Source organism: Segniliparus rugosus ATCC BAA-974 (assembly GCF_000185725.2).
Lineage (GTDB): Bacteria > Actinomycetota > Actinomycetes > Mycobacteriales > Mycobacteriaceae > Segniliparus > Segniliparus rugosus.
Genome location: NZ_KI391953.1, coordinates 514,722 through 536,914, shown reverse-complemented (window position 1 = coordinate 536,914; position 22,193 = coordinate 514,722). Strand labels below are relative to the sequence as shown.

Annotated in this window: 19 protein-coding genes and 2 pseudogenes; 8 read left to right on the top strand and 13 right to left on the bottom strand. The window is 69.2% G+C overall.

All coding sequences use genetic code 11. From position 1 onward, the window contains the following. Positions 1-79: 79 nt before the first annotated feature. From HMPREF9336_RS02580 to HMPREF9336_RS17330, 4 genes are read left to right on the top strand one after another with little or no spacing between them, the layout of a single operon-like run. The gene (locus HMPREF9336_RS02580; protein ID WP_007471648.1) at positions 80-1,282 is read left to right on the top strand and encodes a M20 family metallopeptidase; all 1,203 of its coding nucleotides are present in this window, start codon (positions 80-82) and stop codon (positions 1,280-1,282) included. Next, positions 1,279-2,253, top strand: coding sequence for a 2-phospho-L-lactate transferase (gene cofD, locus HMPREF9336_RS02575; RefSeq protein ID WP_007471650.1), 975 nt, complete (start codon positions 1,279-1,281; stop codon positions 2,251-2,253). The genes HMPREF9336_RS02580 and cofD overlap by 4 nt, the downstream gene beginning before the upstream one ends. Beyond that, positions 2,250-3,602, top strand: coding sequence for a coenzyme F420-0:L-glutamate ligase (locus HMPREF9336_RS02570; protein WP_007471652.1), 1,353 nt, complete (start codon positions 2,250-2,252; stop codon positions 3,600-3,602). The genes cofD and HMPREF9336_RS02570 overlap by 4 nt, the downstream gene beginning before the upstream one ends. Further along, positions 3,599-4,876: a DUF3885 domain-containing protein gene (locus tag HMPREF9336_RS17330; protein WP_007471653.1), complete on the top strand. Its 1,278-nt coding sequence runs from the start codon at positions 3,599-3,601 to the stop codon at positions 4,874-4,876. The genes HMPREF9336_RS02570 and HMPREF9336_RS17330 overlap by 4 nt, the downstream gene beginning before the upstream one ends. A gap of 45 nt (positions 4,877-4,921) precedes the next feature. Here the strand turns inward: HMPREF9336_RS17330 and HMPREF9336_RS19160 are convergent, their stop codons facing one another. The 5 genes and pseudogenes from HMPREF9336_RS19160 to rfbD all read right to left on the bottom strand — a co-directional run bounded on the left by HMPREF9336_RS19160 (position 4,922) and on the right by rfbD (position 8,569). Next, on the bottom strand, positions 4,922-5,056 hold the full coding sequence (locus HMPREF9336_RS19160; protein WP_021029973.1) for a hypothetical protein: 135 nt from the start codon (positions 5,054-5,056) through the stop codon (positions 4,922-4,924). 173 nt (positions 5,057-5,229) lie between these two features. After that, the gene (locus HMPREF9336_RS02560) at positions 5,230-5,409 is read right to left on the bottom strand and encodes a hypothetical protein (protein ID WP_007471654.1); all 180 of its coding nucleotides are present in this window, start codon (positions 5,407-5,409) and stop codon (positions 5,230-5,232) included. 292 nt (positions 5,410-5,701) lie between these two features. After that, positions 5,702-6,786, bottom strand: a pseudogene (gene manB / locus HMPREF9336_RS02555) (mannose-1-phosphate guanylyltransferase). A 32-nt stretch (positions 6,787-6,818) separates the two neighbouring features. Further along, positions 6,819-7,688 (bottom strand): glycosyltransferase family 2 protein, encoded by an 870-nt coding sequence (locus HMPREF9336_RS02550; protein WP_021029972.1) that lies wholly within the window; start codon positions 7,686-7,688, stop codon positions 6,819-6,821. Beyond that, a complete protein-coding gene (rfbD, locus tag HMPREF9336_RS02545; protein WP_040584573.1) occupies positions 7,685-8,569 on the bottom strand; it encodes a dTDP-4-dehydrorhamnose reductase in 885 nt (294 codons plus the stop codon). Before rfbD ends, HMPREF9336_RS02550 begins: the two co-directional genes overlap by 4 nt. 185 nt (positions 8,570-8,754) lie before the next feature. On the opposite strand from rfbD, the gene HMPREF9336_RS02540 reads away from it, so the two are divergent. From HMPREF9336_RS02540 to HMPREF9336_RS02530, 3 genes are all read left to right on the top strand, one after another. Beyond that, positions 8,755-10,176, top strand: coding sequence for an LCP family protein (locus HMPREF9336_RS02540; RefSeq protein ID WP_021029971.1), 1,422 nt, complete (start codon positions 8,755-8,757; stop codon positions 10,174-10,176). Between the two features lie 96 nt (positions 10,177-10,272). After that, the gene (locus tag HMPREF9336_RS02535) at positions 10,273-11,064 is read left to right on the top strand and encodes a hypothetical protein (RefSeq protein WP_007471660.1); all 792 of its coding nucleotides are present in this window, start codon (positions 10,273-10,275) and stop codon (positions 11,062-11,064) included. Positions 11,065-11,441: 377 nt separating this feature from the next. Then, the gene (locus tag HMPREF9336_RS02530) at positions 11,442-12,173 is read left to right on the top strand and encodes a 3-oxoacyl-ACP reductase family protein (RefSeq protein ID WP_007471661.1); all 732 of its coding nucleotides are present in this window, start codon (positions 11,442-11,444) and stop codon (positions 12,171-12,173) included. Between the two features lie 65 nt (positions 12,174-12,238). On the opposite strand, the gene HMPREF9336_RS02525 is transcribed toward HMPREF9336_RS02530, so the two are convergent. The 3 genes from HMPREF9336_RS02525 to HMPREF9336_RS02515 all read right to left on the bottom strand — a co-directional run bounded on the left by HMPREF9336_RS02525 (position 12,239) and on the right by HMPREF9336_RS02515 (position 15,176). Beyond that, the gene (locus HMPREF9336_RS02525) at positions 12,239-13,318 is read right to left on the bottom strand and encodes an alkene reductase (protein WP_007471662.1); all 1,080 of its coding nucleotides are present in this window, start codon (positions 13,316-13,318) and stop codon (positions 12,239-12,241) included. Between the two features lie 32 nt (positions 13,319-13,350). Next, positions 13,351-13,887 (bottom strand): hypothetical protein, encoded by a 537-nt coding sequence (locus HMPREF9336_RS02520; RefSeq protein ID WP_007471663.1) that lies wholly within the window; start codon positions 13,885-13,887, stop codon positions 13,351-13,353. Positions 13,888-14,279: 392 nt separating this feature from the next. Continuing rightward, positions 14,280-15,176: a TIGR01777 family oxidoreductase gene (locus HMPREF9336_RS02515; protein ID WP_007471664.1), complete on the bottom strand. Its 897-nt coding sequence runs from the start codon at positions 15,174-15,176 to the stop codon at positions 14,280-14,282. A gap of 78 nt (positions 15,177-15,254) precedes the next feature. Between HMPREF9336_RS02515 and HMPREF9336_RS17780 the strand changes: the two are divergent. Continuing rightward, positions 15,255-16,047: pseudogene (locus HMPREF9336_RS17780) on the top strand (glutamate synthase central domain-containing protein); the annotation flags it as partial. A 106-nt stretch (positions 16,048-16,153) separates the two neighbouring features. On the opposite strand, the gene HMPREF9336_RS02505 reads toward HMPREF9336_RS17780, so the two are convergent. The 5 genes from HMPREF9336_RS02505 to HMPREF9336_RS02485 form a co-directional block, all read right to left on the bottom strand. Next, positions 16,154-17,152, bottom strand: a complete 999-nt coding sequence (locus HMPREF9336_RS02505) for an arsenic resistance protein (protein ID WP_007471666.1) — start codon at positions 17,150-17,152, stop codon at positions 16,154-16,156. Next, entirely contained in the window at positions 17,140-18,291 is a 1,152-nt protein-coding gene (locus tag HMPREF9336_RS02500) for an NAD(P)/FAD-dependent oxidoreductase (protein ID WP_007471667.1), read from the bottom strand. Before HMPREF9336_RS02500 ends, HMPREF9336_RS02505 begins: the two co-directional genes overlap by 13 nt. A 62-nt stretch (positions 18,292-18,353) precedes the next feature. Further along, positions 18,354-19,967: a sulfate adenylyltransferase subunit 1 gene (locus HMPREF9336_RS02495; protein ID WP_040584570.1), complete on the bottom strand. Its 1,614-nt coding sequence runs from the start codon at positions 19,965-19,967 to the stop codon at positions 18,354-18,356. Positions 19,968-20,323: 356 nt separating this feature from the next. Continuing rightward, positions 20,324-21,259, bottom strand: coding sequence for a sulfate adenylyltransferase subunit CysD (gene cysD / locus HMPREF9336_RS02490; protein ID WP_021029967.1), 936 nt, complete (start codon positions 21,257-21,259; stop codon positions 20,324-20,326). Further along, positions 21,222-22,166, bottom strand: coding sequence for a ribose-phosphate diphosphokinase (locus HMPREF9336_RS02485; RefSeq protein ID WP_051357236.1), 945 nt, complete (start codon positions 22,164-22,166; stop codon positions 21,222-21,224). The genes cysD and HMPREF9336_RS02485 overlap by 38 nt, the downstream gene beginning before the upstream one ends. Positions 22,167-22,193 lie beyond the last annotated feature (27 nt).

Below are 22,193 nucleotides of genomic sequence, written 5' to 3'. Positions count from 1 at the left end.
GGGTGCGTCCCCCCTCGGACGGCGGACAACGAAATGGATCGCTCGCCTGAGCAGGCGTGAATTCCAGTACAGTGTCCGGGTGACTTCGACCCGGCCCGTCTCCCAGCTTTCGCAGCGGCTGGACTCGTGGCTGGCCGCACACGGGGACGAGCTGGTCCGTTGGCGGCGGGAGCTGCACGAGCATCCCGAACTCTCCCGGCACGAGCACGCGACCACCGCGTTCCTCGAAGGCCACCTGCGCGCGCTGGGGCTCGAACCGAGGCGGCTGCCCGTCGGCGTGGGGCTGGTGTGTGACATCGGCCCGGAGGCCGGGGGCCGCGTCGCGCTGCGCGCCGACCTCGACGCCCTGCCGGTCGCGGAGGCCACCGGGCTCGACTTCGCCTCCCGCGTCGACGGCGTCAGCCACGCGTGCGGCCACGATCTGCACACCTCGGTCCTGCTCGGAACGGCCTCTTTCCTCGCCCAGCAGCCGGACCTTCCTGTCGGGGTCCGGCTGATCTTCCAGCCCGCAGAGGAAGTCATGCCGGGCGGGGCCCTCGACGTGGTCGCGGCGGGCGAGCTGAACGGGGTGGAGCGCATCTTCGCCGTGCATTGCGACCCGCATCTGGAGGTCGGCAAGGTCGGGGTGAAAGAGGGCGCGATCACCTCCGCCGCGGACACGATCCATCTCACGCTCGAATCCCCCGGCGGCCACACCTCCCGTCCGCATCTGACCGGCGACCTCGTGTACGCCTTGGGCACGGTGGTCACCGGCCTGCCCGGCCTGTTGAGCAGGCGGGTCGATCCGCGCACCGGCACCGTCGTCACGTTCGGCTCGGCGCACGCGGGCTCCGCGCCCAACGCCATCCCGCAGACCGGGGAGCTCAAAGGCACCGCCCGGACCAGCGACTACCGCACTTGGCTGCAGTTGGAGCCGGTGATCGCCGAGCTCGTCCGCGATCTGTTGGCCCCGCTCGGGGTGCGCCACCGGCTGCGGTACCAGCGCGGCGTGCCGCCGGTGGTGAACGACCCGGCCTCCACCGCCCTGTTCGCGTCGGCGGTCGCCCGGCTCGGCGAGCACGCCCTCGCGGAGACCGCGCAGTCCGGCGGCGGCGAGGACTTCTCCTGGTATTTGGAGGAGGCGCCCGGCGCGATGGCCAGGCTCGGGGTCTGGTCGGGCGAGGGGCCGCAGTGCGACATCCACCAGCCCGATTTCATCGCCGACGAGCGCGCGCTCGCGGTCGGGGTCCGGCTGTTCGCCGGACTGGTCTGGGAGACCGCGACAGCACGGGAGCAAGCATGACCCTCAAAGTGACGGTACTGGCTGGCGGCGTCGGCGGGGCCAAATTCCTGCTCGGCCTGCGCCACCTGTTGGAGGCGGCGAGCCAAGGCGCGCAGATCGCCGCCGTGGTCAACGTCGGCGACGACGCGTGGATGCACGGGCTGAAGATCTGCCCCGACCTGGACTCCTGCATGTACACCCTCGGCGACGGCGTGGACGCCGAGCGCGGCTGGGGGCAGAAGAACGAGACCTACAGCGCGTGGGACGAGCTCAAGGCGTACGGCGTGGAGCCGACCTGGTTCACGCTCGGCGACCGCGACATCGGCACGCATTTGGTGCGCACCCAGATGCTCACGGCCGGCTACGCGCTCACCGACGTCACCGAGGCGCTCTGCGCCCGCTGGCAGCCTCGGGTCCGCCTCCTTCCGGTCACCGACGAGCGCAGCGAGACCCACGTCGTGGTGACCGACCCCGCGTCGGGGGAGCGCAAGGCGATCCACTTCCAGGAGTGGTGGGTCAAGCACCGTTCCAAGGTCGCCACGCACGGCTTCGCGTTCGTCGGCGCGGAGAAGGCCAAGCCCACCGCCGCCGCGCTCGCCGCCATCGCGGAGGCGGACGCCGTGCTGATCGCCCCGTCGAACCCGGTGGTCTCTATCGGCGCGATCCTCGCGATCCCAGGGATCCGCGCGGCGCTGCGCGAGACGAAAGCGCCGGTCGTCGGCCTCTCGCCAATCATAGGCGGCAAGCCGCTGCGGGGCATGGCCGACGAATGCCTCGCCGCCATCGGCGTGGAAAGCTCGGCGGAGGCGGTCGGCGCGCTCTACGGCGCGCGTTTGGACACGGGCCTGTTGGACGGCTGGCTCGTCCATGAGACCGACCAGGCGCTCATCCCCGGCGTCCGCTCGCTCGCCGTGCCGCTGCTGATGACCGACGCCGACGCGACCGCCGCGATGGCCCGCCGCGCGCTGGGGCTGGCCGGGGTGACGCTGTGACCAAAGACCATGTGGTCGAGGACCACGCTTCGGCGGAGCTGACGATCTTCCCCGTCCTCGGCCTCCCCGAATTCCAGCAGGGCGACGACCTCGCGGCGGCCATCGCCGCCGCTGTCGCGTTGCGGGACGGCGACATCCTCGTGGTGACCTCGAAGGTCGTCTCGAAGGTCGAGGGCCAGGTCATCCCGGCCCCCGCCGACCCAGAGGAGCGCGACGCGCTGCGCCGCGAACTCGTCATCAAAGAGGCGCGACGCGTGCTCGCCCGGCGCAACCGGACTCTGATCACCGAGAACCGGCTCGGCATTGTCGCCGCCGCCTCGGGGGTGGACGGGTCGAACCTGCGCCAGGATGAACTCGCCCTGCTGCCCCTCGACCCGGACGCCAGCGCGGCCCAGCTGCGCGAGCGGCTGCGCGAGCTCGTCGGCGCGGACGTCGCCGTGATCATCACGGACACGATGGGGCGGGCCTGGCGGATGGGGCAGACCGACAACGCGATCGGCTCCGCGGGCCTCGCGGTCCTGCACCGCTACGGCGGCTCCTTCGACGCGCACGGCAACGAGCTGCAGGTCACCGAGGTCGCCATCGCCGACGAGCTGTCCGGGGCCGCAGACCTAGTCAAAGGCAAAATCGGCGGGACTCCGGTCGCGGTGGTCCGGGGCTTCCGCCCGCAAGACGACGGCTCCACCGCCCGCGACCTGCAGCGGCCCATCGAGGACGACCTCTTCAATCTCGGAGTCGAGGAGGCGATGCAGCTGGGCAGGCTCGACGCGGTCCCGGCGCGGCGCTCCACGCGCCAGTTCTCCGCCGAGCCGGTGGACCCCGAAGACCTGCGCGCCTCGGTCGCGGACGCGCTCACCGCGCCCGCGCCGCACCACACCCACCCAGTGCGTTTCGTGTGGCTGCGCGAACGCGCGCTGCGCGAGCGGCTGCTCGGCAGGATGCGCGAGGCGTGGCAGGCGGATTTGGAGTCCGACCCCTTCACCGCCGACCAGGTGCAACGCCGCCTCGCCAAGGGCGACATCCTCTTCCGCGCGCCGGAGGTGGTGCTGCCGTTCCTCGTCCCCGACGGGGCGCACACCTACCGCGACCAGCGCCGCAACGACTGCGAGCGCACCATGTTCCTCGTCGCGGGCGGCGCGGCGGTCCAAGGCCTGCTCGTCTCGCTCGCCGCCCGGAGCCTCGGCAGCTGCTGGATCGGCTCGACCATCTTCAGCGCAGAGGTGGTGCGGGAGGTCTTGGGCCTGGACGACCGCTGGTCCCCGCTCGGCGCGGTCGCCATCGGCCATCCCGCCGAACCCGCAGGCCCGAGGCCGAAGTGGGACGCGGGGCCGTACCTGGTCGAGCGATGATCGACCCCGCCGAGCTGGCGCGCGCGCAGCGAGCCTGGGAGACGCGCTGGCCTGGCGAACGGCCCATCGGGCACTATATCCCCGGCTCACGGGGCCAGCACGTCCGGTTTTACTCCTTGCCGCACAAGCGCTACGTGGAGACTCCGGAAGACCTCCGTATCCTCTTGGCGCGGCACAACACGCTCTTCGGCGAATTCTTCGCGCCGGGGGAAGACCTGTACTTCGTGTTCCCGACCGTGGAGCCCGCCGACCCGGACTCAGGAATTATCTGCCACGGCAATCCCGTCCCGGACGAGGTCGTTCCGGGCTGCCAGCTGTGGTTCCGCGCGCCGCCACACAAGGACGACGACTTCGAGACCGTCACCGACTTCCATATCGCGAAGGTCCGTTGGCGGCGCGGCGCGTTCGACGACTACCTGCGCGACATCGACCAAGGGTCCCTGTGGGGCGTGCTCATCGCCAACGCGGATTTCACCCGGCTCGCCCACCCCTACGACGGCGGGCTCGACCTGGTGGCCCCGACCGAAGCAGAGGCACGGGCGCTGCGCCAACGCCATCCCACATGGGCCGAACGCAAAGTGTACTGGCGATACGACCACTGGGATTCGATCGACAAGGCATATGGCTGGGCGTTCCTGCTCGTCGCCGAAGCAACCCCGTTGGTTCCGCTTGGCGAGATGCTCGGCCATTGCGCCACGCCCCGCGCGTCGGACGTCGTCGTGCGAGAAGACGCGCACAGCGTGATCGCGGAGGGCAGGGCCGCCATCCGGCCAGGGCTCGTCGGGCACATCTACCGATTGCCCCTCCCCGACCCGAGCTGCTTCGGCCGCCAGCTCGCGGGACTCGGCCCCGAAACGCTGGGATCGTACCCAGAGCTCACCTATCGCGCCGGTTACTCGAAAGCAGCAGTGGAATCCGTCCGCGAGCAGCTTGGCCTGGCGGTGCCCGAGGGGTGGGCGCGCTATCTGCGCGGCCCCTCAGTCCTCCAAGGCGGCTGGATGCAGACCGGCAACTACGTCAGCGTCTTCGACCCGCAAGCCATCATCGACCGCACGCAGGCAAGCGACATCCCTGAAATCAACGAAAACCCTGGTTACCTGCTCATTGGCGAGGGCGATGGAGCCTGGCTCGCGCTCGACACCCGCATCTCCCGCAGCCCGCTGCTCCTGACCTGGGCCGCCGAAGGCTGGCAAAAGACCGAGGAGCGCGCGGCTTCCGTCGAAGAATTCATCGACCTTCTCGAAGCCCGCGTATTCCAGCCTTACCCGCGTTGAGGGAAGAACCCCTGGTCCGACGTCCGAATGTGAGGCCGGTTCGCGTCAGCGGCGGCGGGGCAGCACCGCGAGGGGCGACTGCAACGCCAAAGACATCGCGCGCTCCCTGGGGGTCAGGTGCGCCGCGATCCGAACCCAGCGGCGCATGCGGCTCATGCGAGGGGACCGAACAACAGACATGATGCACTCCTTTGCACACTGCTTTCGCAGCACTTGGCCCTCCATCATGCAAGAACAACGCAAAGTGGTCAAGAGGGAAACGCAAAGTGAACGAAAAGTAAACGAATTCTTGATGTCCTGCTGGCAGCCCAACCGGGCTGAGCTGCCAGCAGGACAAACGCCCTGACGGGGCCTTAACGCCGACGCGTGTTCGCGGGCTTGATCACGGCGAGCGGGGTCTGCATCGCTTGGGCGAGCGTCCGCTCCTCCTCGCTCATGAGCACGGCGGCGCGCAGCCAACGGGCCGCGTGGCGGCAACGGTCGGACAGAGCGCGCTCGAAAACGGAGGGGGTGTGGTGGAGGACGAAAGCCATGGCCTTCTCCTTTCGGAGCGGGCGGCTTGTCTCGCGACAACGGCAAGTGCGCTGAAGACGGCTTCGCCGAACAGGGAGATCAGCGCTGGCCGCGAGCAAACCGAAGACGGATAGACGGGATCAGGGTCGAGGTCTGTCTATGACTAGAACTGCTACTCATCTGTCCACCACCTCCTTCGGTTCGGTCGCATCGCGCGAGGCTTTCTTCCATAGTGGCCTCTGAATCGTGGCCTGTCAAGGCATATGGACGGCACCTGGACGCTCGCGGCGAGGCTCCGCCTGGGCCCTCGGGTCAGACGTCCGAGGAGAAGCGGAGCCCCCGTCCGGGATCGCGACGCCCGGCCAGACGCGCGCCCCGGAGAGCAGTTCGCAGCGGGCCCCGATCTGGGCGCCGTCGCCGATCACCGCGTCCCGGATCAACGCGCGAGGGCCGACGCGCACCCCGAAACCAAGGATCGAACGCTCCACGACCGCACCGGCCTCGACTTTCGCGCCGTCGAAGACGACCGCGCCGTCCAGCCGGGCTCCCGCGCCGATCTCCACGCCGCGCCCGAGCGCGGTGCCGCCGATGACCAGCGCGCCTGGCGCGACGCTGGATCCTTCGGGGATGAGCGCCTCGCCCCGCGCGCCGCCGAGCACCGGGGAGGGCGCGATGCCGCGCACCAAGTCAGCCGAGCCGCGCACGAAGTCCTCGGGCACCCCCATGTCCCGCCAGTAGCCGTTGTCGACGTGGCCGTACACCTTGCCCTTGGCGACCAGTCCGGGGAACACCTCACGTTCGATGGACACCGCGCGCCCGGTGGGGATCGACTCGATCACCTCGCGCTTGAACACGTAGCAGCCCGCGTTGATCTGGTCGGTCGGCGGAGCCTCGGTCTTCTCCAAGAACGCCTTCACCTTGCCGTCGCCGCCGGTGACCACGCAGCCGTACGCCCTCGGGTCGAGCACCCTGGTGAGCAGCAGGGTCGCGTCCGCGTCGGCCTCCTCGTGCCGGGCGACCAGCGCGCCAAGGTCCGCGCCGGAGAGCACGTCCCCGTTGAAGACCAGCACAGTCGGGGCTTCGAGCGATTCGAAGGCGTTGCGCAGGCCGCCGCCGGTGCCCAGCGGCTCGCTCTCGCTCACGTACTGCAGCTCGAGGCCGAGATTGGAGCCGTCGCCGAAATGGTCGTGGAACGCCTCCGCGCGGTAGGAGGTGCCGATGACGACCTTGGTCACGCCGATCTCCGCGATCCGCCCGAGCAGATGGCTCAAGAACGGGACGCCCGCCGTGTGCAGCATCGGCTTGGGCGAGGTGAGGGTGAGCGGGCGCAGCCGGGTGCCCATGCCTCCGGCCAGCACCACTGCTTGCACTGCGTTGTTCTGTGTGCTGTCGTTCATGCGCTCGCCTTCTCTTCTATTCCGCCGCTCCGCTATTCCGCCGCTCCGCGCCGAGCGATCACAATCTTGGCCCGCAACCCTAAACCACATCGCACCGCGAGCCGTAACGGAGCTTGCCACGCCGCCGCGTGCCGGTCGGCGAAGAAACGATACGCGCTGTCGTGGTGCGCGCGCAGCATCCGCGCCGGATGGCGTTTCGTGGAGTGCCCCTGCGCGTGGACCACCCGCGCGCTTGGCACGTACACGTTCGCCCATCCGGCCTTGGCCAGCCGGTCCCCGAGGTCCACGTCCTCTAAGTACATGAAGTACCGCGCGTCGAAGCCGCCGACCTCGTCGAACGCCGTTTTGCGCAGCAGCAAGCAGGCTCCGGACAGCCACCCGGCCTCCCGCTCGGCGGGCTCCTCGTCGCGGCGCAGGTACCGCCTCGTCCACGGGTTGCGCCGCCACACGCCGACGAGCACCGCGTGCATCGCGCCGGTCAGCAGCGTCGGCACGGCCCGCGCCGACGGGTACACCGAGCCGTCCGGCTCGCTGATGAGCGGCCCGAACGCGCCCGCGCCCGGCCAACGCCGCGCCGCTTCCAGCAGCGCGTCGATGCTGCCCTCCGTCCACACCACGTCCGGGTTCGCCACGAGGTAGAACTCCGCGTCCGGGACGAGCTCGCGGACCTTCGCCGCGCCGAGGTTCGCCCCCCGCCCGAAGCCCAGGTTCTCGCCGGCCTGCACCAAGACGGCCCTTGGGTGCTGCGCCGCGGCGGCTTGGGGAGCCCCGTCCACCGAGCCGTTGTCCACCATGACGACCAAAGGGTCGGCAGCAGTCGCGGACGCGACGCTGGTCAAGAACTCCGACAAATGATGGCCCGGCGAGTACGTCACCGTGACGATCGCGAATCGGGGCGTCATCCGTGCGTGAGGGCGTAACGCAGCGCGTCGCGCCAGGCTCGGGGCGGGCGCAGCCCGCGCTGCACCCAAGAGGCGACCGAGAGGACCGAGTACGGCGGACGCGAGGCAGGACGGGAGAGCTCCCAGCTCATACAGGGCCGCACCAGCCCCGGATCGGCCCCCAGCTCCTCGAACACGGCGCGCGCGAGGTCGTAGCGGCTGCATCCCCCGGTGTTGCAGAACTGCAGGAGCGCGCCCTCGTCCCCGCGCCACACCAGCTCCATCAGCCCGTACACGAGGTCGAGCGAATGCGTCGGGGAGCCCACCTGGTCGGTGACCGCGCGCATCACCCCGCCGCTCTCCGCCTGCTCGCGCGCGGTGGAGACGAAGTCGATCCCGTTGCGCTCGCCGCTGAACACCCAGCTGGTGCGCACCACGACGCTGCGCGGATTGCGCTCGAAGGCGAGGCGCTCGCCCGCGAGCTTGCTCTCCCCGTACACCTGGATGGGGCGGGGCTCGTCGTCGGTCTCGTACGGACGGGCGAGGCGGACCGAGAACCAGCCCTCTTCTTGCCCCGCGAAGACGTAGTCGGTGGAGACGTGGATGAACCGCGCGCCGATCCGGTCGCACGCCGCTGCGAGATTGCCAACCGCCTCGGCGTTGATCTGGTGGGCTCGCGCCGAGTCGGACTCCGCGGTGTCCACACTGGTCTCCGCCGCGCAGTTGACCACGACGTCGCCCGGCCGCAGCGTCTCGGCCACCGCGTCCTCGTCGCAGATGTCGAGCTGGGTGCGCGCGAGCGCGAGCACGTTGTACTCGTGCTCCGAGGCCACCTGGGCGAGCCGCGAACCGACCTGCCCCCCGGCTCCGGTGATCACCAAGCGTTCGACTCGCGCGTTCAATGTCTCGTCCCTAGCTCCACAGCACGCTAGCCTAGTCCATGCGATGAGCGAGGTTATGAGGAAGTTGTCCGACGCGCCCCCGGGTTCCGGGGGCGCGTCCGGGCGAGGCGAAGTGGGGGCGGCCCCCGAGCGCGGCGGGCAAGGCCGCTGCGGGCAAGGCCCGTTCGCCGATCACCAGGCCGAGGGTGATCGCGGCCGTCTGCTCCCTCATGGCGCTCACGCTCACCGGCAAGGCGTGGGACTACTACCAGACGAACGACGGGCTGATCTTCAAATTCGACTTGAGCGACAGCATGTCCCAGAGCGACGACGGGGCGGAGGACATCCTCCTCGTCGGCGTGGACAGCCGGACGGACGCGGCGGGCAACGCGCTCACCGGGGACATGCGCGCGAAACTGCACGCGGGCGGGGACGCGGAAGACGGCACGGTCAACACCGACACGATCATCCTGGTCCGCATCCCCAAGTCCGGCAGCTCCGCCACGGCGGTGTCGATCCCCCGCGACGCGTTCGTCAAGGCTCCGGGCCTCGGCCAGGTCAAGATCAACTCGGTGTACGGCTCCACGAAGGAGGCGGCGCGCATCCAGCTGGTGAAGTCCGGGGTGAGCGATGCCGAAGCCGACCGGCAGTCCACGCTGGCGGCCCGCAAGGCGCTCTTCCAGACCGTCCAGGACCTCACCGGGGTCTCGATCGACCATATGGCCGAGGTCGGCCTGCTGGGCTTCGTGGAGCTCACCGACGCGCTCGGCGGCGTGGACGTGTGCTTGAACGACGCTGTGGACGAGCCGCTGTCCGGGGCGAACTTCCCCGCGGGGCGCCAGACCCTCGACGGCGTGCAAGCGCTCTCTTTCGTCCGTCAACGCCACGACCTGCCCCGAGGGGATCTGGACCGGATCGTCCGCCAGCAGGCGTTCATGGCCGCCCTTGCCCGCAAGGCGCTTTCGGGGAAGTTCCTGCGCGACCCGTCGCGGATCAATCAGATCGTCGACGCGGTCAAGACTTCGGTCGCGATTGACGACAAGTGGAACATCCTGGACTTCGCGTCGAAGCTCAGCGACCTGAGCGGCGGCAAAGTGCGCTTCGCGACGGTCCCCGTCGTCGACCCGGACGGGCAGACCCCCGGCGGGCAGAGCGTGGTCGTCGTGGACCCGGCTTCCGTGCAGGCGTACTTCCGCGGCCTGCTCAACGCGCAGAAGCAAGACGACCAGGCTCCGCAGTCCGCGCAGCCGGAGACGACCGTGGACGTGGAGAACGCGAGCAATATCCCCGGCCTCGCGCAGAAGATCGCAGCGGGGCTCGGGGAAGCCGGGCTCAACACCGGCGACGTCGGCGAATACCGGGGGACGAAACCCGAGACCAGCGCCGTGTACGCGCATTCGGCGGACGACGCGGTGGTCTCGCAGCTCTCCGGAGTGGTGGGCCAGCTCCCGGTGGAGGTGGACAGCTCGCTGCCCGCGGGGCATGTGCGGCTGGTCCTCGCGGGCGATTCGGCGACGACGATCACGGTGCAGACCCCGGACCCCGCGCCGCAGCCCGAAGCGGACGGCCCGCCCGACGCGGACCACCCGCTCTCGGCCGCCTCGAGCGACATCCGCTGTGTGAACTGAGGCAAGCGCCGCGCGCCGTGTGAGCTGAGGCGGTCCAGCGCCTCGTCCGCCGATTTCCCCCGGCATTGTGGGGGGAACATCGCTACCCTCGTACCTATGTTGCTGCCTTCCCCGACGATCCCCGACCGTCAACTGGCTCAGACGCTGAGCTGGGTGGTCGTTATCGCCGTCCCGCTGCTCGACCGAATGGCGGAGACCGATCCTTTGCAGCTCAAGCGGCGCGAACCCGGCAGTCACGGCTCCTCGAAGGCCAGCAAGGTGTTCGACCGAGCTGCCGCGTTGACGCAGGCGCGGAACCTGCCGGGGACTGCGGGCTGGGATGCGAAAACGGTCCAAGAGCGCTGTCGCTGGTGGACCAATCGGATCGGCGCGATCGGTTCGGCGGTCGCGAGCGCGCCCGGCGTGTTCGGGGCGCTCTCCGACCGTCTGCCGGTCCAGGACGCGTTCGGGTTCGCCACGCAGGCGACCGTCTTGTGCGCGGTGGCCCGCGAGCACGACGTGACCGACCGGGCCGAGCTGGTCCGCATGCTCGGCGAAGTGCTTTGCGGCCGCAAACTCGGCGATGAGGCGCTCGCCGAGCATGCTCCCGCCCGCGAGAAGAGCGCGGCATCGCCCCTCCCCGCCTGGACGAAGGTGCCGGCCGGGTTGTGGCAGATCGCCAGGATCGCCTGGTCGATCACCGCCGAGCTGGAGAAGCGGCCGCACGGCGCGTCGGGCTACCGGCTCCTTGGCAAACTCCCTGTGGTCGGCGTTGTCGGCGATTTCCTCTACGAGACCGGCGGGGTGCGCCGCGCGGCGGCGGACGGCGAACGTTGGCTGGCCCTGAACACAGCGCAACCGCAGGACCGGCGGCTGGGCCGGGCGAAAGGCATGCGGCGCAGTCGATGAGCCCGCGAAGCCCGGAGCCCCGCGAGGGCTCGCTGGCATAAAAAGACACGTCCGGATTCCCCCACGCCGTCCAGCTTCTTCGAGGGCGGAGGCTCGAGGGCGGAGGCTCGAGGGCGGAGAGCGGATGCGCGGCGCGCCGGGGGGGAACGAGGTCCGCTCCGGGCGGCGCCCCTCTGTAGTTCGCCCCCTCTGTAGTTCCCAGAAGAGCTGCGGAATATTCCAGGCCGCCACGATGTTGCCGCCCACAGTATAGTTGCAGTTGCAATTATACTGTGGGCCGTATACCCGCCCTGACAATCTGTCGGCCCATCGCATCAGCTCCGGGAAGCCCTGCCGCCCGGCACGAACGACACGAACGAATTGAAGGAGCGCTCACCGTGGAATCGCTACAGGGGAAGACGGCACTTGTCACAGGAGGCGCGCGCGGGATCGGCGCAGGCGTCGTCCGGTCTCTCGTCGCCGCAGGGGCCAAAGTGCTCTTCACATATTCGAACTCCGAGGGGCCCGCTTTCCAGCTCGCAGAGTCCCTCGGAGGCGCGGCGGAGGCGTTCCGAGCCGACAGCGCGCTCGAAGCGGACGCAGAACGCGCTGTCGAACGCGCGGCACAGACGTTCGGCGGCTTGGACATTCTCGTCAACAACGCCGGAGTCAGCTCGATCTCCCCCCTTGCCGACCTGACGTCGTCAGAGATCGACGCCATGATCGACGTCAATATCCGAGGAGTCCTCTGGACGACCCGTGCCGCGCTCAAGCATATCCCCGACGGCGGGCGGATCATCAACATCGGCAGTTGCAGCGCGGAGCGGGTCCCGTTCCCCGGCATATCGGTGTACGCGCTCTCGAAAGGGGCGATCGCCAGCTTCACCAAAGGCCTCAGCCGCGAGCTGGGGCCCAGGAACATCACGGTGAACACGATCCAGCCCGGACCGGTCGAAACCGACATGAGCCCGGTCGACAGCCCGCACGCGCAAACGATGCTGGCCGCGATGGCCCTTTCCCGCTACGGGACCGTCCAGGAGATCGGCTCGTTCGCCGTCTACCTCGCCAGCGACAGCGCCTCGTACATCACTGGGGCGAACCTCACCATCGACGGAGGGTTCAGCGCCTAAGACGGTTCCGGGGTGGGCGCGACCAGCTGGTCGCGCCCACCCCGGAACCGTCGCCCGCCCTCGGACTACGCAGAGTATTCCGCGTAGTCCGTGTAGCCCGTGCTGCCGCCTCCGTAGAAGAATTCCGAACGGGGCTCATTGAGCGGCAGGGAGTCCCGAAGCCTGCGGGGCAGGTCCGGATTGGCCAGCGCCAACACGCCGATGGCCTCTATATCCGCGACCCCTCGGGCGATGTCTTGGCCGATAGCCTCGACGGGACGCCCGGCCCTGTTCACGATGACGATCCCCCGGAAAACCTCGCGGACCCGCCGAAGCAGCTCTTCGTCCTCCTCGACGACAGGGCGGAGGAACGCGATATGCAGATAGGCGAGCCCGATCTGCGACAATTTCTCGGCGAGCGCGACATACTCGTCCACGTAGCCGGGGCCTTCTTCGATCTCGCCCTGCGTCCCCCCTGGGCTGAGCCGGATTCCGGTGCGGTCGGCTCCGATCTCCTCAGCCACGCGGCGAGCGACCTCGACGACGAACCTTTGCCGGTTGTCCCGATTGCCGCCATACTCGTCCGAGCGCAGGTTGGTGTTGGGAGACAGGAACTGGTGCAGCAAATAACCGTTCGCCCCATGGAGCTCGACGCCGTCCAAACCTGCCGCGACCGCGCTCCGAGCCGCTGTCGCGAACGCCTCTTTGGTCTCGTCGATGTCGCGGAGGGAGAGCTCGCGCGCCAGCGGTATTTCCCGCATGCCGTCCGCGGTGAACATCTTCAGCTCGCGCAGCGGCACAGCGGAAGGGGCCACCGGAGCCGTGCCGCGCTGCGTGTTCGCCGGATGCCCTATCCGCCCGACGTGCATCAGCTGCACGAAAATATGGCCGCCGGCGGCGTGGACCGCGTCGCTCACTTTTCTCCAGGCCGCGATGTGCTGCGGCGTGTAAATGCCAGGAGTGTTGCTGTAGCCCTGCCCTTCATCCGAGGGCTGCGTGCCTTCCGCGATGAGCAAACCTATGCCGGCCCGCTGCGCGTAGTATTCTGCGGTGATCTCCGCCGGGCTTCCGTCCGCGTTCGCCCGGCTCCGGGTCATCGGAGCCATGGCTATCCGGTTCCGCAGCTCCGCTTTACCCAGCTTGACCGGATCGAAAATGGTGGGCATATGGCCATTCCTTTCAGAAATAATAATTGCGATTACTCGTGGAGATCGTTCGTTGTCTTTCCCTCGGCATTGGCCGAGAGCCGCCATAGCACCAGTGTTAACGCCGTATACACGAACAATTGGAACGGCAGCACGTGCGACGAGCCCCGGTCGCTCTGCGACAACACCCTCTGTCCGAAGGTGAGCGCGGCGAAAGTGATCGAGGCCAGGAAGAAGCCCGATTTCAAAAATATCTTCCTTCTCCCCGGCAAAAATTCACGAGCGGCGAGACTCGCCAGAAAAGCGACCGCGGCCGACACCTCCAGCAGCGCTATCCCATACATCGAAAGGGCGGTGCCGGGGAAGGCGGCGATGAACGTCGACGCGAACTCTCGTTCGTAGAAAGGGATCACCACATCCGAGTGCGCGAATTTGTCGACTCCTGTGACCCCCATCACCGGCACGTAGAGCGCGTACACCGGCAGGAGCCAGAAGGAAGACTCCGCCAGCCTCGCGCGTCTTCCCCGGAGCCTTCCGGCGAAGACGCCCTTCGACGTTCCGGTTTCCTTTTCCTCGGACGCTCCCGGCATGTCGTTGTTCCTCTCGCGATTCGATACTGCCGAATAGAGAAAATCGGCGCGTAAGCAAATATTTACATATGGAAATGTTTCCAATCGTGAAAACAAGCTTGCGCACACAATTGTTGACGAAACAACAGAAACAACCGGACGACGGGAGCGGCTATTCCAAGTCCGTCTCATTTATGGCAGACATCACCAAGGCGGAAGTGATGTATCCGCGCGCACTGGGACTGCGCGTTCCGGGCAGATCGGCAGATCTGGGGCTCCGAGAAGGCGGGGTCGAGGCCCAGCCCCTCTTCGGAGCCGCCCGCCCGCCAGCGAGCGATACGGTTTCCCGCCCGAGCAGCGGCCAGGCTCCTCGCGCGAGACCCCCGCCAAAGGGGCCCGTTCGGGAGTCCGGGCTATCCCAACAGATCCGCGAGCGCCCCGCGCAGCGTGGGGAACTGGAACTGGAACCCCGCCTCCGTCAGGCGTTTCGGGAAGCCGCGCCGACCGGTGAGCGCGAGCGCCGCGTCCGTGCGCAGGATCGGAGCCCCGAGCCGCACGGCGAACGCCGGGGTCGGCGGAGCCCACGGCCTGTGCAACACATGCCGCAGCTCGGCCATGAATTCCTCGTTGCGCACCGGATTCGGCGCGGTGGCGTTGACCGCGCCTTCGATGTTCCCGTCGAGCGCGAAACGCGCGACGGCGAGCCAGTCCGCTATATGGATCCAGCTGAACCACTGCCGCCCGGAGCCGACTTTGCCGCCGAGGCCGAATTTCGCCAGCGTGACCAGCTTGTCCAGCGCGGGCGTGCCAGTCGCCAGCGCGATGCTGGTGCGCAGGACCGCCTTGGAGCCCGCGACGGCCCCCTCGAACGCCTCTTCCCAGGGTTTGGCCACCCCGGTCATCTGCGGCAAGCCTTCACCGACTGGAGAGTCCTCGGTCAGTTCGGCCTCGCCGGCGTCGCCGTAGATAGCGAGCGTCGAGCCCTGCACCCACACCGGGATCTGCTCGTCCACTTGGCCCGAGGCCGCGACGAGCGCCCGCGTGGAGCGCACGCGGGAGTCGGTGAGCAGTTGGATGTTCTGCTTCGTCGGCGGGCGGTCGACGATCTCCCCCGCCAGGTTCACCAGGGCGGCCCCGGAAAGCTCGGCCGCCCACGGGCCGACGTTCTCCCCGTCCCACCGCACGTGGCGGTGCCGGGGACCCGGTTTGGGCGAGCGGGTGAGGACGACGATCTCGTGCCCCCGCGCGGCGAGGTCGTCGGCGAGCCTGGAACCAAGAGCGCCCGCGCCCCCGGCGATCACGATCTTCATGGACTGAGCCTAGCCCCTGGCCCGCACGGGGGCGCGATTAGGCAACCAATATCGAGTTAGGTTAGCTTTGACTAAAGCTATATCGGACGCGCCGAGCGCCGCTCGTACACCACGACCGAGGCATTGGAAATGCTCGCGGCCCGGCACGACTACCCCGCCCTGCTGGCGCGGGCGCGCATCGCCGATTTGCCGCCGATCCCGCCGGAGGAGCAGACTTCGCCCGCGCGCCACAACGGCGACCTGGACCGCCACCAACGCTACGTCGCGTACTCGCTGAACCAGGAGAGCTTCAAGTTCCTAATGGACCCGATGCTCGCCACAGGGCAGGAGAAGATCTCCGCAATGGGCTACGGGGCCGCCATCAACGCGCTCTCCAACCAGGAGGGCGGGGTCGCGAAGCACTTCTCGCAGCGGTTCGCGCAGGCTACCAATCCGCCGCTGGACAGCATCCGCGAGGCGGACAGCATGACGCTGCGCGTCGCGCTCGGCGCGAAGCCGAACAGCGGGGCCGCCGCTGCCCCGCAAATCGTCGTGCCCTCCCCGATCCTCACCCACCTGGACATGCTCAAGACCCGCGAACAGCGCCACACTCCCGTGCGGCGGTTCGGGATGCGGTACCGGGCCGACCTCGCCGACCCCGATGCGAACGCCGAGGCGCTGGTGCGCGCCGTCGACGCGCTCTGCGACGAGTTGGAGGCGTTCGCCCGCGAATCCGGCGGCATCGCAGTGGTCACCGACCGGCACGTCTCGCGCGAGCGGGAAGGTTCTGCCGAGGACCATCGTCGTCTCCGCGCTCAACCAGCGGCTGATCGCGGAGAGCGGCCAGCTGTGCTCCTCGCACCACGTGGCCGCGGCGCTCGGCTTCGGCGCGCTCGGGCTCGCCTCCGCCATCGAGCTCTACGACCACAACCATCGGTGCGTCACCGTCCTGACGCAGACCGGGCCGGCCTGCGGCCACCTCCACCAGGCGTGGGAGGCTATCGCCGCCTCGCTGCCCGACGACGAGCGCTGACGAGCTGGCACACCGCCGTGAGGTGCGGGAACTCCACGAGCATGCCAAGGACGAGCCCCGCGGAGACCAGCGGGCGGGCGGGGAGGACCAGGCTGGTGAGGGTGAGCATGAGCGGCGCGTTGCGCGCCGAGGTCGTCATCGTGAGCAGCACGTGCTCGGCGGGGCTCAGCCTGGCGAGGCGGGCGGCGGCTTCGCCGAGCCAATAGACCACGACGAAGAACACGAACACCGTTCCGAGCACCGCGCCGAACATGGCGGGCCGGGCGAAGATCTCCGAGGCGTTCCCGGCGAACAGGCTGAGGATCACGCCCGAGATCGCCCACGGGATCAGCCGCCCGGCGGACTCGGACAGGCGCGCGGCGGCGCGCTCGGGCAACGCCGCGCCGACCAGGAGCCTCGCGAGCGCGCCGAAGCCCGCGGGCAGCACGAACCAGGTCATAAGCGTCGGGGCGGCTTCGGCGAGGACCGCGCCGACCTTGACCCCGGCGAACAACGCCAGATAGACAGGGAAGAGCGCGAGCTGCGCGATCATGTTGATCGGGATGAGCGCTGCGCCGAGGCGGGTGTCGCCCCCGGCGACGCGGGTGAAGCCGAGGAACCAGTCGGTGCACGGGAACAAGCAGTAGATCAGCACCCCGAGGCGCGCATCGCCCTGGGGCAGGAGCGCCGTGACCAGCCCGGCCGCGAAGAGCGGCACGACGAGGAAATTCATCCCGAGCGCCACGAGGATCGCGCGGCTGCCCCGTGCCGCCGGGAGCCCGTCGAAGCTCAGCTCGAAGAACAGCAGCCCGACCAGCAGCAGGATCGCCGCGTCGGAGGCCCCGCCCAGCGCCGCGCCGAACGAAGGGGCCAGCGTCCCTGCGCAAGAGCCGAGTGCGACCGCGCCGATCATGGGAGCTGCCGCGCGCACGCCGCCGCCCGCCGACCGGACCTGAGCCGGGACCAGCTCGGTCAGCACGCGCACTCGGCCCCGCAGCAGGACAAGTCGTCCGCCAGCATCCCCGCCGCGCGCCAGCCCTCAAGCCCCGAGCAATCCTTGCCCGCGCGTTCCCCGATGACGCGGGCCACATGGGCGAAGCGCTGCCGGAATTTGTAGACGAAGCAGAACTTCAACCCGCTGTGCCGCAGCGCGGGCCCGACCAGGAAGAGCCCCGGCGTGATCGTGGACTGGTCGTCCTCGTCCACCAGCGGCCAGCCGTCCTCGCGGCGCTCGAAGAGCTCCGCGACCGGGCCGAGCCCCGGGCCGAAGCCGACCGCCGAGATCGGCGGCCGGTCCGAGACGATCAGGCTCTCGTCGTCGAGCAGGACGGCGAACCGACCGTCCGGCTCGACGGAGACGGCGAGGGCCGCTGCGGGGACGAGCGTGAGCCGACCGGTGCGCAACACCTCGGCCAGGCGCATATTGGAGCGAGGCGCGAGCCGGAACGAGGGGTCGGACGTGCTCGCCCCCTCCCACGGGGAGGCCGGGTCCACCACGGTCGCCGAAGCTCCCAGCCGCACGTGGTGGCAGGCGATGTCGATCCCCGACTCGTAGCCGCCGATCACGACCACATGGCCGTCGCGGCGCTCCCACGCCTCGGCCGCGCTGGAATGCACGAGGCAGCGCGCACCGGGGAAGTCCAGCGGCGCGGGGTCGGCGAACTCCCCGCCCGCCCAGATCAGCGCGCGGGCGGTCACCGGGCCTCGGCTCGAGGCCACCGTGAACCCGTCTGGTCCGGGCCGGACGCCGGTGACCTCGGCCCCTTCCAGGATCGGGATATCGAAATGCTCCGCCACTCCGTTCAGGTAGCGCGCGTATTGCGGACCGTCCGGGTAGTCAACGCCAAGGCTGAACGCGGGCGAGGTCAGCGGGTGGATCGAGTTCAGATCGGTCGCGCCGAAGCCGTTGCCGGTGAACGAGGGGGTGAGGAAGGTCTGCTGCGCGGGCCAGTCCAAGAAGGTCTGTCCGACTTGGCCGCGCTCAAGGACGCCGAAGAAGAGGTCTTCGACGTCGCCGAGGGCCAGAGCGGCCCCGATCCCTGCGGGCCCGGCCCCGATCACGAGCGCGTCGAGGCTTGGCCGCTCCGCCGAGGACGCGCTGACTTCCTCTCGGTGTTCTTTCACCTAGAGCAGCTTATATGAAATGAAAATCATTTTCATATAAGCTGCTCGCGGGCTCGGCCGGATCACTCCCCGGACAACACGTCCAAACGCTTGCCCGCGAGGTCCGCCAACGCGCGGACCTGCTCGAGGTCGGCCTCCTGCCCGTCCGGGTCGGCCACCACGGCCGCCACGCCCGCGTCCGCGAGGACCAGCGCCACATACGCAACGCGGCGGCGGTGCTCCGCCGCGTCGACGGCGGAGCCCGTCAAATCCGAGGAAAGCCCGTCGAACTGCGCACGCACGTCGAGCGCGTACGCGCCCGACTCGGCAGCGGCCCGCGCGGCGGCCTCCGCCGCCCCCGGCCCGAAGGCCCACCGCACTCCCGCCGACGACAGGCTCGGGGCGGCCGGTTGCGCCCAACGGGCCTCGGCCCGGCGCTCGGACGAGGCCGCCCTGCCCTCGATCACGCATCCCGCGCCAACGGTGTCGTTGCCGAGCTCGTCCACTAGGATGAACGAGCCGGTCTCCCGGTTCTGCTGGTACGGGTCCACCACCACGTCGTTCGCCAGGCGCAGCACGACTTCGCCGATGTCGTTGAGCCCGAGCTGCTCCGGGTTCGGCACCTGCGTGAGCTCTTCCGCGTCCAGGCGGTGGCGGATCTCGGCGACCTGCGCCAGCGCCCATCGGGTGGAATGCTTGAGCAGCAGCCGCGACCCCTCGCGCAGCGGCTCCTCCCCCATCCAGCAGACCACCGCGACCAGCTCGCGGGACGCGGTGGGCAGGCTCGCCCCGCCCGCGATCAGATCGCCCCGCCCGACGTCCAGGTCCTCGGAAAGCTCCACCGCGAGCGAGCGCGGGGCGACGACCTTCTCGCTCGGCTCGCCGAGGACGTCGATGGCCAGCACCGTCGCGGACGCGCCCTCTGGCAGCACCGTCACCACGTCCCCGACGCTCAACGTCCCGCTCGCGAGCTTCCCCGCGTAGCGCCGCCCGCCTCCGGGGAGCCGGATCACTTGCTGCACCGGCAGCCGCACGTCCGGGGAGAGCTCCGCCTCCTCAGACGGCTCGACCGATTCGAGCCGCTCCAACAGGATCGGCCCGTCGTACCACGGCGTGCGGTCCGAGCGGCGGACGATGTTGTCCCCGTCCTTCGCCACCACCGGGATCACCAGCAGGTCCGGGATCCCGATCCGCTCGGCGAGGTCGCGCAGCTGCCCGCGCACCTCTTCGAATCGTCCGGAGTCCAGGCCGACCAGATCCATCTTGTTCACCGCCGCGATGACGTGGCGGACCCCGAGCAAACGCGCGATCATCGCGTGGCGGCGGGTCTGGCGCACCACGCCGACTCGCGCGTCCACCAGGATGATCGAAACGTCCACGGTGGAGGTGCCGGTGAACATGTTCCGGGTGTACCGCTCGTGGCCTGGGGTGTCGGCGAGGATGTAATCGCGGCCCTCGGTGGAGAAATAGCGGTATGCGACGTCGATGGTGATGCCCTGCTCCGCCTCGGCCCGCAGGCCGTCGGTGACCGCCGCCAGGTCGATCTCCCCCGACTCCCCGGTCACCGCCGCGAGCTGGTCCTCGGGCAGGCTGCCGGTGTCGTGGAGGAGTCTGCCGATCAACGTGGACTTGCCGTCGTCCACCGATCCTGCTGTGGCGAGGCGCAAAAGTTGACGGACCGGGGCTGTGGACTGCATGGATTCAGAATACCGGCCTTGCCTGGGAGCTCGGCCAAGCGCATCGCCCAAGCCGCGAGCCCCGACCCCCGGAAAAGACTTCCAGGTATCTTGATCCAGGAAGTACCCACCTGCTACGATCCTGACCACAACAAAGTCCGAGCTGAAGGTGTCGAACGCGCCCGAGCAGCACGCTCGTCCGGGCCGCCGCGCCCGGCCCGGACTCGCCAACAGCCGCCCCGCTCGCGGGCGGCCCCAGACTCGGGTAGTGGCGGCCGCTCCGGGCGGGCGCCACTACCCGACCACGGCTCCCCGAACGGGAGCCGCCTCGCCGTCCCAGCCGTGCGAGCCTCGTCTGCGCCTGCTGTCGGCGAAGATCAGAAATAACCAGCGCGCTTGCGGTCTTCCATGGCGGAAGCGGACACCTTGTCATCGGCGCGGGTCTGCCCGCGCTCGGAGATGTTCGTCGCCTCGATCTCCGCGATCACCTCAGGAATGGTGGCCGCCGTGGAACGCACCGCCCCGGTGATGGTGAGGTCGCCGACGGTCCGGTAGCGCACCGACTCCACCGACGAGGCCTCGCCCGGACCGGGCTGGATCAGATCGGAGACGGCGAGCAGCATCCCGTCGCGCTCGAAGACCTCGCGCTCATGCGCGAAGTAGACGCTCGGCAGGGCCAATTGCTCGGCTTCGATGTAGCGCCAGACGTCGAGCTCGGTCCAGTTCGACAGGGGGAACACGCGGATCGACTCGCCCCGGCGGATCCGGGTGTTGTAGAGCGTCCACGGCTCGGGGCGCTGCGCCCTCGGCTCCCACTGGCCGTGCTCGTCGCGGAAGGAGAGCACCCGCTCTTTGGCCCGCGCGCGCTCCTCGTCGCGCCGCGCGCCGCCGAACGCGGCGTCGAATTTGCCCTCCGCCAGCGCGTCGAGCAATGTGCGGGTCTGCAGCTGGTTGCGGGAAGGGCCGTTCTCCACGACGCGCCCTTTGTCGATGGACTCCTGCACCGAGGCGACGAGCAGCTTGTGCCCCGCCTGCGCGACGCGCCGGTCGCGGAACTCGATGACCTCGGGGAAGTTATGCCCGGTGTCCACGTGCAGCACCGGGAAGGGCAGCGGGTTCGGCGCGAACGCCTTTTCCGCGAGCCGCAACAGCACGATGGAGTCCTTGCCCGCGGAGAAGAGCAGGACGGGACGTTCCAGCTCCGCGACCACCTCGCGGATGATGTGCACAGCCTCGGCTTCCAGCGCGGTCAAGGCGGAGAGCTGGCCGGTCACGCTATGCGATTCCGTCGAAGAGCGAGGTAACGGAGCCATTCTCAAACACCTCTTGGATCGTGCGGGCGAGCAACGGCGCGATGGACAGCACCGTGAGGCCGGGGAAACGCTTGTCCTCGGGGATCGGCAGCGTGTTCGTGACGATGACCTCTTTCACCCCGCAGGACGAGAGCCGCTCGGCGGCGGGATCGGAGAGGATGCCGTGCGTCGCCGCGACGATGACCTCTTTCGCGCCGCTCTCGTGCAGGAGCCGGATGGCCCCCGCGATGGTGCCGCCGGTGTCGATCATGTCGTCGATGATCACGCAGGTGCGGCCCTTGACGTCGCCGACGACGGTGTTCGAAGTCACCTGGTTCGGGACGAGCGGGTCGCGGGTCTTGTGGATGAACGCGAGCGGCTTGCCGCCGAAGCCGTCCGCCCATTTCTCCGCCACCCGGACCCTGCCGGAGTCCGGCGACACGACGACGATGTCGTCGAGGTCGTAGTGCTGCTTGATGTACTCGGTCAGCGTGCCCCTGGCGTGCATGTGGTCCACCGGCCCGTCGAAGAAGCCCTGCACCTGGTCGGCGTGCAGGTCGACGGTGATGATCCGGTCCGCCCCCGCCGTCTTGAGCAGGTCGGCGATCAGGCGCGCGGAGATGGGCTCGCGGCCACGGTGCTTCTTGTCCTGGCGCGCGTAGGGGTAGAACGGCAGGATGGCGGTGATCCGCTTCGCGGAACCGCGCTTGAGGGCGTCGATCATGAGCAGCTGCTCCATGAGCCACTCGTTGAGCGGGGCGGGGAAGCTCTGCAGGACGAAAGCGTCCGAGCCCCGGACGGAGTCCTCGAACCGGACGTAGATCTCGCCGTTGGCGAAGCTTCTGGCAACCTGGGGGCTGATCGGGACTTTCAGCTCCTTGGCCACCTCTTCGGCCAGCTCCGGGTGCGAACGACCGGAGAAAAGCATGAGGCTTTTGCGGTTGTCGATCCACTG